This is a genomic window from Frankia sp. AiPs1, from assembly GCF_023716945.1.
GTDB lineage: Bacteria > Actinomycetota > Actinomycetes > Frankiales > Frankiaceae > Frankia.
In genome coordinates, this window is sequence record NZ_JAMQQF010000178.1 from 1 (window position 1) to 10,812 (window position 10,812).

Sequence of the window (10,812 nt, forward strand, 5' to 3'; positions counted from 1 at the left end):
GGGGCGCCATAGCGTTCAGTGTGTCACCGTCCGCGGCCGTCAGCCAGGCGGCGGCCTCGTCGACGGCGCGCTGCGGGTCAGCGGTGGCGTCGATGTGCCGCACCCGGAGTTCCGCGCTGGCCTCGTCCCGCAGGTGCGGGAGCCACTTGAGCCACTCCCAGTCGGCGGTGTCCTCGACCAGCAGGCCGATCCGCAGATGGGCGGGCCCCTGCGCGCAGCAGGCCTGGCAGATCGCCGCGCGGACCAGGCCCAGCACCTCCGGTCGCGGGCCGCGCAGCGTCACGAGCTCGCCGCGGTCCAGGCTGAAGGTGAGCGGGACAGGTGAGAGACCCCCCGAACGGGCCACCCGCTCCCTGATCTCGGCGCCGGCCTGGTCCACCCGCTCGACCGCCGGACGCCAGGGCAGGTGCCCGACGGCCACGAAGACGTCGAGGAAGTCGCTGTCGGTCGGCCCACGCTCCCACAGGGTGGCGCCCAGCTGGTCGGCGGCGCGCACCCAGTCGGCGGCCGTCGGCGTGCCGTCCCAGCGGCGCCGCAGCTCCTGGCGCCTGGCCTCGGCCAGCCTGGTGTCGAACGCGGCGAGTTCCGCCGCCCGCTCGGCAGCGCCGCGGCGCACCTCCCGGCGGCGGCGCAGCCGGCTTTCCACGAACGAGAACACCACGATGATCGCGCCCATCGCGGACAGAAGCGCATACGTGAGCTGCCTGGTCATCGTGAACAGCAGGCCGGCAAGGACCAGCGGAGCGCCGAGGGAGGCCCAGTTGAACGGGCTCGCCCGGCCCGGCTCCCGAGGCGTCGGCGGCAGCGTGACCACGTCCGGCGCCGCCGGTGGCACCGGCCGGGCGGTGCGGTGGAACGGCACGGTCGGGCGGTGCTCGGCCGGCACACCCAGCGCCTGGCCCGGTCGGGTCAGCCCGCCGTCCGCGCGGGCCAGGCGTGCGGTGCTGCGCCCGACGGTGAGCACCGCACCGGGGCGCAGGACCTGATCGTCCGCGGGAGCCTCGCCCTCCACGGTGAACTCGGCCGCCGCCCACCGGCAGGTGACCGCGTCGTCGGCCACGGTGAACTCGGCCGCCGCCCACCGGCAGGTGACCGCGTCGTCGGCCACGGTGAACTCGGCCGCCGCCTCCTCGACGCCGCCGCGTTCGAGCAGCGGCCCGTCGAACGCGTCGACGAGCAGCGAGACCTCCTGCCCGCCCGGCACGGGCAGCCGCCAGCCGGCGCCCGGGCCGGCGACGACCACCAGCTCCCACCCGGCGGGGTGCGACCCCGCCGGCAACCAGGGCAGCGGATCCGACGGTTCAGCACGCAGCGACGGCGCGGGGGTCCACCAGTCGGTATCCGAATCCGACGCGGCCGCCTCGAAGCCGCCCGGCTGCGGCGCGACCGTGGGTTCCCACCAGGCATCGGCGTCGTCGCCCTGCCAGGTGGACGCGCCTGCCGCAGCGAACCCGCTGCTGTACTCGGACCGGTACCCGGCCACGGGTTCGGCCGGGGCCACCTCGACGCCGTCGACGATCCCGCAGATCGCTACCGGCACCTCAGGCCCGAACGGCTCCCCTTCCACCACAAGACCGAGCTCGCCGGGCGGGCCGAACAGGCGAAAGCCCAGCTCCCGCACAGTCGCGTCCGCCCCGACCTCCACCGACCAGTCCCGCACCCCGCCGCCCCCGGCGACCGCGCGCACCCTGACAATCATGAGGTCCGAGACCGCGAACTGCGCCCGACAGGACCGGTCGGAAGTGTCATGAGGCCGTCCAGGCCGCCGCATCCTGCAGCGTGTTCACCACTCCCTGCCACGAGGTGACCTCCCGATGCTCCTCGCACACAGCAACTCCGCGTGCGACGTCCAGCACCGTGAGGTCCACCTCACCAGAGCCCCAGAAGATCACGCGAGCCAGACGTGTATCCGATTCCAGATCAACCCAGGCGGCCTTCTTGGCCCGCTCCACCGGATCAACAACCAGTTCCGCCCGGACGCCCATCCCAGCGAGCGCCTCCGATTCCCCGTCGACCCATTCGCGTACACAATCGAAACTCCACGTCACAGTCCTGCGCCCAGCCATCGTCCCACCCTGGTGATGCTCCGCGTCGGTCCGGCGTCCAACGCCGGCGGCAACGGGCCGAAACCGAACCCGTCTCCCCGCCTGAGCAGGCTACCGTCCTGGCACCGAGGCCGCCGGTGACAAACGAAAGCCCAGCTCCCGGACGGGTTGCGTCCGCCCCAGTCAACGACCCACGAAGTCATGGGACCGCGCGGGCCTCACACGTTCTCCGGGAACACCTCGAGCCGCGGGGAACGCACGGACATCAGTAGTCCGTCCGTCCGCGTGGGCGCCTCTCCCACGGCACTGATCATCAGGAGACTGCCGAGTACCGAGAGGATCACGACGTCGTAGTAGGTAAGTTCCAGGCAGCGGCCGACCAGAATGCAACCGTCCCCCTGCGGACCGCCCGGCCAGATTCCCTCTGTCAGCCCCTCCGGCACGACGTGGATGTCCAGCCCCCACCGACAGTCATCCGGAACATCGAGCTCGACGTACACGGCCGGATCGCGACGCCCAGTTCGGCTACCTGGGCGCCATCGCCGCGACGTTCCTCGCCGCCGGTGACCCGGTGATCAGCGTCGACACGAAGAAGAAGGAGCTGGTCGGACGCTTCGGCCAGCCGGGCCGGGAGTGGCATCGCACCGGCGAGCCGGAACAGGTCAACACCCACGACTTCCCGCAGCTCGCCGACGGCAAGGCCATCCCCTACGGCGTCTACGACCTTGCGGACAATTCGGCCTGGGTCTCTGTCGGTATCGACCACGACACCTCCGCGTTCGCGGTCGCCACCATCAGGAAGTGGTGGCAGGAAATGGGCCGGGACAAGTACCCGAACGCGCGCCGGCTGCTCATCACCGCGGACTGTGGAGGTTCCAACGGGAACCGCCCCTGGCTCTGGAAGCGCGAACTCGCGAAACTCGCTGCTGACACCGGCCTTCAGATCACCGTCTGCCACTACCCACCGGGCACCTCGAAATGGAACAAGATCGAGCACCGGCTGCTCTCCCGGATCACTGCGAACTGGCGCGGCCGGCCGCTGACCACCTTCCAGACCATCGTCAGCCTCATCGCCAAGATCCCGGCGACTATCCCACCAAGATCAAGCTCAACGAACGAGACAAAGAGGAAATCCCGATCAGCAGGCATGAATTCTACGGGGACTGGAACTACACGATCAACTAGCCAGGCGATTAACTTATATCAATCCGAACCCTTATAGTGTATGATATTGCCGTCCTGCTGCCATACACCGTCGGTGCCTCTTATAGCATCCTCGATATATTGCGGAGCGACACTGCGGCCGTAACCGCCACCAGCTTGGAATATCTGCGGAGTTCCACCGGTACTACCCCTTCGTGCGGCCCAGGCTTGGCCGAATACCGGAGTCCGCTTGGCTGCATTCTGTCCACCGCATGTCTCGAGTACAGCCGATTCCCGATCTGAGCGTATTGCCTGCCATCAACAGAGACCTTTGGATAGTTCTGCCAGGTAGTCCACAGTATTTTACCTTCGGCGGCCGGGGCCAGGCTCCTGGTCGCAGCGGATCTGCGGGCCACGGCCAGGCCGCCAGCACCGCCCACGCCCACGCCCACGCCCACGCCCACGCCCACGCCCACGCCCACATTCTCCCAGCAATACTCAGTACTCCGGTGCGACTGCGACTGGCGGCCAAAAAACTATTCACCCCATTCAATAAAATCCTCGACAGCCCGCCGGAACCAGGCGTAGAAATTGACGAAGGCATTTTCCCTGTGGTATCCAGGGCTGGCGAAGTCGTGTACGACGGTGATACCGCCGGAGTCCAGATCCCAACAGGCGACGTCATCGTTGTCCTGCCGCTCCGCGAACGGTACGAAGCAATCGTCGGGGTAGCGGCTGCGCAGGCCGAGGTGTCGGCGGAACAGAATTTCCCCATCCATGATCCACCAGGGTTCGAGGTTGGTTAGTCCGAGCTCCACCACGCGGAGAAATTCCGGTGGATAGGTGAAGTCCCGAGGAAGATCGACGGTGGATATCAAGCTACTCATCCCACCCTCCATTCCAGCTGGTTATGGGCGATCCCATCGGATACGTCTGATGAAAGATTGCCTTCTGCCCCCGCAATCGGTTCTCCACCGCCTCCCCCCAGGTGTCGGGCGAAATCTTCTTCGTGTCCCTGAACCGGCCGGCGACATCGGATGGTATCGGGTCGCTGTACCGGTGGATGTTCGCCTGGATCCGGGTGTCCGTCATCTTTGCCGCGAGCACCCGCCGGTTGTCGACACTCGTCAGTCCGCCGTCGGACATCCGCACGACGTCAATCCGGTCGCCAGCCCAACCGTTCGCCCGCATGCTGGCGACGTACTGCGGGACTCTCCTGCCGACCGACCCCTGACTGAACCGCACGTCGGCCGGCTTGAGAGTCGGCCGGAACAGCATGCGGCTACCCGCTCCGCCGAGCCCACCAGTTGCCAGGCCGAATGCGACCTCGCCGAGATCAAGATGCCCCGGGTGGGCTACCTGCTGTTCGGTGACATCCCCGGCAGCCCCAGAGATTGCGCCCGATCCGGCCGCGACCAGATAGCCCTCCCTCGTGACGAGTTTTCCGGTGGCGGCGCCGACACCGCCGCCGACACCCCCGGCGATACCGGAAAGCGCGACGGCCATGGGATCGAAGTTGCCGGTGACGAGACCCAGGCCGGCAGAGCTCCCGGCGCCGATGAGGATGCCGGCACCGATCGCCTGCCCTCCCGGCACGAACATCAGCCCGACCCCAGCGGTGATGACCGCGGCGGCGGCCAGGCTTCCCCACGGGTCCTTCTGGATGTTGTGCCAGGCCTTGCCGAACATGTTCCTGGCGGACTGCGACCGATAATCCTCGTACGCGTCGTCGCTCAGTGGACGCAGCCCGGTCGGGTCCAGCATTCCGACCGGGTTGTTCCACGCCTCGTGGTAGGGGTTCGCCGCACCCGGCATGCCGGGAACGTGCTCGAGCGGATCCGGGGACAGGAAGGAACGCGTCTGGGGGTCGAGAACCCGGGCGCGCTGCCAGAGCAGGCCGTCGAAGGCGAGTTCGCCACGGTAGCCGAGCCCGACCGGGACCCTGGCATCCGGGGACGAGCCGCGAGCAGCCTCTCCGGCGTCGCGGGTGGGAAGCAACCCTCCCCACGGGTCATGGCCGCCGAGCGAGCCCTGCCAGTCGGTGTCATGCCAGCGCCCACGCCCCGCGTCCTCGCCCGGCCCGTCCGCGCGGGCACCCGGCGTCGTGGGGCCGATCACACCGATGGCCGACTCGGCGCGGACGTAGGTGGTGTCGCCGAGACTCTGGACCTGCCCCGGCCAGGTCACCGGGTCCCAGCGGACCGCGGTGCCGTCGATCTGCAGCAGCTCGCCGAGTGCGTCGGTGACCAGGCGAGTCATCCGCTCCTGCGGCGCGTCGCCGCCGACAGCGCGGGACGGGATGCGGCTGACCTCGGCGAGTCGGCCCTGGGCGTCCCAGCCGTACCTGGTGGTGCCGGTCGGCCCGTCCTCCGCCACGCGGCGGCCGGCCTCGTCGTACCGGTAGCGGGTCACCTCGGCCGCCCCGAGGCGGCGTTCGACGAGCTGGCCGGCGACATCGTAGGTGGACCGGAGGACGCCGGCCGGGTCGCCGCGGTCCTCGGCGACGAGGCGTCCGCCCAGGTCCCAGGTCAGGGCCTGGGTCCCCCACGGCCCCTCGGCGGTGACCAACTGGCCAGCCGCGTCGTAGCCGAAGCGCATCTCGCGGCCACCGTCGACGACCCGGGTGATCCGGCCCGCGGCGTCACGGTCCACCGTTCTGCCCGGTGCGCTGATCCGCCCGTCGGCGTCCCGGTCGATCCGCCGCACGCCGAGCGCCGGGTGCTCGACGGAGCGCAGATAGCCGTCGTCGTCGTAGTCGTGGCGCACCGGCGGCGCGCCCGCCTGGCCCAGCCGGACGCAGCGGTCGTCCGCGTCGTACTCCCAGGTGAGCCGGCCCGCCGCGGTGGTGCGGGAGACCAGCCGACCGACCGCGTCGTAGGTCAGCGAGACGCCCCGATCGGGTCCCGTCGCATCAGCCCGTGCCGTGGCCCTGATCAGGCGACCGGCGGCATCGTGGTCGAAACGAGTCCGGGGCTCGGCGTCGTCGAGAAGACCTTCGCCCACCAGCCGGCCGGCCGCGTCCCGCCACCGCCGTTGGCCGACGCCGTCCGCACCACGCCAGGCCTGGACCGCACCGTCGCTGGCCCGGGTAACAGTGGTGGTCCGGCCGAGGGGGTCGGTCGTGGCGGTCGGGCGGCCGACCTGGTCGTAGCGCAGCTCGTGGCGGCCGCCGAGTGGGTCGGTCCAGGCGGCAAGCTGGCCGCGGGCGTCGTAGGTGTAGCGGGTGACGGCGCCGAGCGGGTCGGTGGCGCTGGTCAGGGCGCCGCGGGCGTCGTAGGTGTAGCGGCGGGAGGCGCCGGTGCCGTCGGTGACGACCACGGGCAGACCGAGCGGGTTGTGCTCGATCGTCGTGCGCCGCTCGCCCGGGCGGGTCACCGCGACGACGCGGCCGTACGCGTCGTACTCCCAGGTCGTCTCGCGGCCGGCGGGGGTGACCAGTGCGGTCAGCCGGCCCGCGGCGTCGCGGCGGTACAGGGTGCGTGCCCCGGACGGGCTGGTGGTCTGCACCCAGCGGCCGGCCCGGTCGTAGCCGTAGGTCTCGCGCCGGCCGAGCGGGGTGGTGACGGTAGCGAGGCGCCCGCCGGGGGTCCACTCGAGCGTGCGCCGCCCGCCCAGCGGGTCGGTGACGGCCAGCAGCCGTCCGCGCGGGTCGTGTTCGTAGCGGGTGACGGCGCCCGCGGGGTCCGTTTCGGCGATGACGGCGCCGGCCGGGTCGTAGGCGCGCTGCCAGAACCGCCCGTCCGGGCTGGTGCGGCGCACCGGGCGGCCGGCCTCGTCGTACTCGACCCGCCACTCGTGGCCCTCGGCGTCGGACTCGACGGTCGGGCGGCCGTCCGGGTCGTAGCCGCGGCGGAACGTCGCGCCGGCGGGGTCGCTCAGGGCCACCAGCCGGCCGAGGCCGTCGTGGTCGAAGTGGAACTTCTGGCCGTCCGGGGCGACGATCAGCGCGGTGTTACCGAACAGGTCGTACTCGAAGCCGAGTGTCGAACCCAGCGGGTCGGTGACCTGCTCGACCCGCCCGTGCGGGCCATACGTCGAACCCCATGGGCCCCCGGCCGGGTCGACGTAGCCGTCGGGACGGCCGGCGGCGGTGTAGTGGTACTCGCTGCCTGCCCCGTCCGGGCCATGCTCGCGCGTCACCCGCCCGGCGGCGTCGTTCTCCCATACCCGGGTCTGGCCGGCCGGCCCGGTGATCCCCACCAGCCGGCCGGCGGCGTCGTAGCGCAGCCTGGTCCGCCCGCCGCCGGCGACCCGCACGTCGATGAGCTGGGCGTCGTCGTCCCAGCGGAACCGCGTCGTGACGCCGTCCGGATCGACGACGCAGGTCGGCAGGTCGTCGTCGTTCACGGTGATCCGGGTCGGCGCGCCGGCCGCGTCGACGATCTCCACCGGGGTGCGCGCGGTGCCGGCGTAGACCCATCGGGTCCGGTGGCCGCGTGGGTCGGTGTAGCTGGTCAGGCGGCCGAGGGTGTCCCATGACCAGCGCTCGGTGATGCCGCACGGGCCGGCGCGGTGGACGAGGTTGCCCTCGTCGTCGTAGTCCATCGTCCAGCGGGCACCGGAGCGTTCCTCGATGCCGCGCAGCCGGCCGGCGTCGTCGAACACCCGGTAGAACGGTCGGTCCGCGTCGTCCACGACGCAGACCAGCCGGCCGGCGGAGTCGTGGCGGTACTCGTTGATGGCGCCGCCCGCCTCGTCGGTGACCAGCGTGCGATGGCCCTCGCGGTAGGCGAACCGGACGAGACGGCCCTCGGGGCTGAGCTGGGTCAGGGCCCGGCCGGCCTCGTCATAGGTGGTGCGGGCCAGTGTCACGCCGTCGGCATCGACGATCTCGGTCAGCAGGCCGGTGCCGGCGCCGGCGCCGTCGGCGTGGCGGTAGCGGTAGCGGCGAGAACCCTGCGGGCCGCCGTCGACGGCGACCAGGTTGGCGTACTCGTCGTAGGAGTAGCGCACCTCCCGGCCGTCGCTGGCCCGCACCGCCGTGACCAGGGCACGCTCGTCGTCCCACACCAGCTCGACGAACCGGCCCGAACGGGGATGCGACAGCCTGATCAGCCGGCTGCCCGACCAGGCGAGCAGCAGTTCCGTACGGTCGACGCGCACCCGCACCGGCTGGCCGGCCTCGTCGTACCACCAGGTCTCCCCCGGCCCGCGGGTCAAGCGGAAGCCCGCGCCCTCGGCGTGCAGGGTCGCGCCCAGCAGCGGCAGCTCGGTCGGCCGGTCCACGCCGGGGCGCGCCACCAGCGAGCGCGCGCCGTCCGGGGCGCGCCACTCGATCTGCTCGGCGCCCCCGATCTGCTCGGCGCCGAGGTCCAGGGCGGTGTCGGCCCAGCTGGACCAGCCGCGCCCGTGCGCACCGAGCCGCTCGTGCGCGCGGGAGTTGTAGGTCCGCCGCCAGCCGGCCGGCGCCACCCGGCCAGGTAGCGGCAGGTCGAGTTCCTGCTCGACGAGGTTGCCGTTGGCGGTGCACACCGGGTCGGCGGCGAAGCCGCTGTCCGGTGGGTGGCCCAGCAGCGTCGGGTCGTCGACGGTGAGGGTGGTCGTCGAAAGTGAGCTGATGCCGGCCGCCTTCAGGCCGGCGGCGATCCGGCTGTCGTCGACCGTGACCGTGCCGGCGGCCGTGCCCGGCGAGCCGCGGTCGGCGGCGACGAACGCATCCTTCACCGTGGCGACGAAACGGTCCCGCTCCTCGGCCTCGCTCAGATGCGAACTTAATTTCGCCCACAGATCCGGATGCGAAAGACTGTACTGCGCCCCGAACCGGGAAACCACATCGTCGTAGCAGGCCCGCACACCGGTCGCCGCCGCCGCCAGCGTCGTGCGAGCCGCGGTGGCGTCCGTGACGTAGGTGCCCAGGTCCTCGGGATCCGCGGAGCTGGTGGCCACGACGGTCTTCCTTTCTCCCCGGACTTCACGGGGCCGGATCCCCATCCGCTTACCGCGGATCCGAACTAAGTTTTCCGCGATCGTCCGGACCCGTCATAGTGCCGGGGCCCTACAATGCCCCGGACGGTCCACTGATTCCCGGGGGAGGCTCAGGATGGGTGTGCACGGCGGCCAGCATGTGGTTTTCGACTTCGACGGCGCACTTGAGCTGGCCAGGCGGCTGTGGGGCCTGGCCGACGGTGTCGACACGTTCCGCGGAAAGCGGGACACCGCCGCGACCACGGCCCTGCGCCACTGGCAGGGCCGTTATGCCACGGAGTTCCGCAGCAGTGTGACCACCGAACAGGGCAGTGACGCACATCTCAGTACCGCGATGCGGGATGACGCCCGCACCCTGGCCGCCCTGTGGAGCCAGGCGATGGCGGAGGAGGCGAAAGTCCGATACGCCGACCACGTCACTGAGAAAAAGCAGCACCGGGGCTTCTTCCATCGCGTCGAGGACGCGGTGTTCGGTTCCGACGAGGACTACGGGCCCGAGCCCGGGCCGTTCGCCGTGCCGCAGCCGCCCGCCTTCGCCGCGACGGGCAGCCTCCCGGTCTACGACTAGGGACCGCGCCCCGGGCCGGCGGCCACGAGCGGCCACATCTCCCAGGAACGCCTGGCGCGCAGGGTGCCACCGGCACCGGCACCGGCTCGGTGCCTGGCGGCGGGGCGGGCGGCCGTCGGCACGTCGCTCAGTTGCCGCCCGCATTCATGATGTCCGTGTTGATCTGGCTGACCTTCTGCTGCAGCGCGCCAAGCTGGGTGACCGCGTTGTCCAGCGCCGTCTTGGTCTGCGGCCAGATGTCGGCGCGGAACTGGGTGGCGAGGCCGCCGTCCCAGTTGTTCGGGTCACTCAGCAGCTGACCTTCGCGTTCCAGGTTCTGGATCTCCTGACTAAGCCCGGAGTTGATGATCTGCTGCATACGCCCGATCGCGTCGCGCGCCGTGTCAGTGGAGACAACCCGAGCCATCGATCCCCGATCTCCCTGCAAGTCGATTCTGCCGCCGACGCCATCATCATAGCCACACCATCTACTCGGGCGGCACCTCGTCCCAGCGGCGCCATATCTTTCCTGCTGAACGGCACCACAGCCCGGACGGACGCCCTCGCCGGCCACCGAGCAGCTGATTGCGCATCGACAAACAGCGGTAACAGACTGACCGTCTCGACGACCATCGTATCGACGACCCTGACGGCCGGTTCCAAAATTCACCAGCGTTCGAACGGTGGACGCTCTCGCCGGCGCCCGGCTATAGTCGGGCAGCAATGGTGTTGGCCGTTCCCGTGCTGGCCTGGTAGCTCGGTCCCGGCCCGGGTGAATGTGTGTAGACGGGCAGGTCCGGCCGCCGGCCGCCACGAGGCCGGGATTTCCGATGACGTCGCTTCCGGGGTCGGCGGGTGCGTTCACCCTGGCGTCGGCGTGTATTCGGGCGTCGCCGCTGCCCGCTGTCCGCTGTCCGCCGCAGACATTGGTGAGTGGTGTGCGTATCTGGCCAGACGACGGGCGGTTCGAGGCGGCGGTCACGCGCGGCTCGTACTGGCATCCGCGCCTGACCGGCGTCACCTTCGACCGGGAGAGCCCGGCCGGGCCGGGCCCGGCCGATGTCGGCGGCGACGGGTCCGGGCCGCTGCTGCACGCGCTCGGCGCGTCGGCGGTCGTCTTCTTCGGCCGTCGCGACGCGCAGGGCGTGGCGC

Annotated in this window: 8 protein-coding genes and 1 pseudogene; 3 read left to right on the top strand and 6 right to left on the bottom strand. The window is 70.9% G+C overall.

From position 1 onward, the window contains the following. The 3 genes from ND748_RS16450 to ND748_RS16460 form a co-directional block, all read right to left on the bottom strand. Positions 1-1,699, bottom strand: a 1,699-nt coding sequence (locus tag ND748_RS16450) for a hypothetical protein (protein WP_374215940.1), incomplete at its 3' end; no start/stop codon positions are given. Between the two features lie 46 nt (positions 1,700-1,745). Beyond that, positions 1,746-2,066, bottom strand: a complete 321-nt coding sequence (locus ND748_RS16455) for a hypothetical protein (RefSeq protein ID WP_251746683.1) — start codon at positions 2,064-2,066, stop codon at positions 1,746-1,748. Positions 2,067-2,263: 197 nt separating this feature from the next. Beyond that, positions 2,264-2,545, bottom strand: a complete 282-nt coding sequence (locus tag ND748_RS16460) for a hypothetical protein (protein ID WP_251746684.1) — start codon at positions 2,543-2,545, stop codon at positions 2,264-2,266. Here ND748_RS16460 and ND748_RS16465 point away from each other — a divergent pair. Then, positions 2,542-3,230: pseudogene (locus ND748_RS16465) on the top strand (ISAzo13 family transposase); the annotation flags it as partial. The gene ND748_RS16460 and the pseudogene ND748_RS16465 sit on opposite strands and share 4 nt — an antisense overlap. A gap of 494 nt (positions 3,231-3,724) precedes the next feature. On the opposite strand, the gene ND748_RS16470 reads toward ND748_RS16465, so the two are convergent. Then, positions 3,725-4,075: a hypothetical protein gene (locus ND748_RS16470; protein WP_251746685.1), complete on the bottom strand. Its 351-nt coding sequence runs from the start codon at positions 4,073-4,075 to the stop codon at positions 3,725-3,727. Further along, entirely contained in the window at positions 4,068-9,074 is a 5,007-nt protein-coding gene (locus ND748_RS16475; RefSeq protein ID WP_251746686.1) for a DUF6531 domain-containing protein, read from the bottom strand. The genes ND748_RS16470 and ND748_RS16475 overlap by 8 nt, the downstream gene beginning before the upstream one ends. 154 nt (positions 9,075-9,228) lie before the next feature. Here ND748_RS16475 and ND748_RS16480 point away from each other — a divergent pair, with 154 nt between their 5' ends. Further along, on the top strand, positions 9,229-9,681 hold the full coding sequence (locus ND748_RS16480; RefSeq protein ID WP_251746687.1) for a hypothetical protein: 453 nt from the start codon (positions 9,229-9,231) through the stop codon (positions 9,679-9,681). A gap of 127 nt (positions 9,682-9,808) precedes the next feature. Here the strand turns inward: ND748_RS16480 and ND748_RS16485 are convergent, their stop codons facing one another. Beyond that, entirely contained in the window at positions 9,809-10,087 is a 279-nt protein-coding gene (locus ND748_RS16485; protein ID WP_251746688.1) for a hypothetical protein, read from the bottom strand. Positions 10,088-10,598: 511 nt separating this feature from the next. On the opposite strand from ND748_RS16485, the gene ND748_RS16490 reads away from it, so the two are divergent. Further along, positions 10,599-10,812, top strand: a 214-nt coding sequence (locus ND748_RS16490) for a hypothetical protein (RefSeq protein ID WP_251746689.1), incomplete at its 3' end; no start/stop codon positions are given.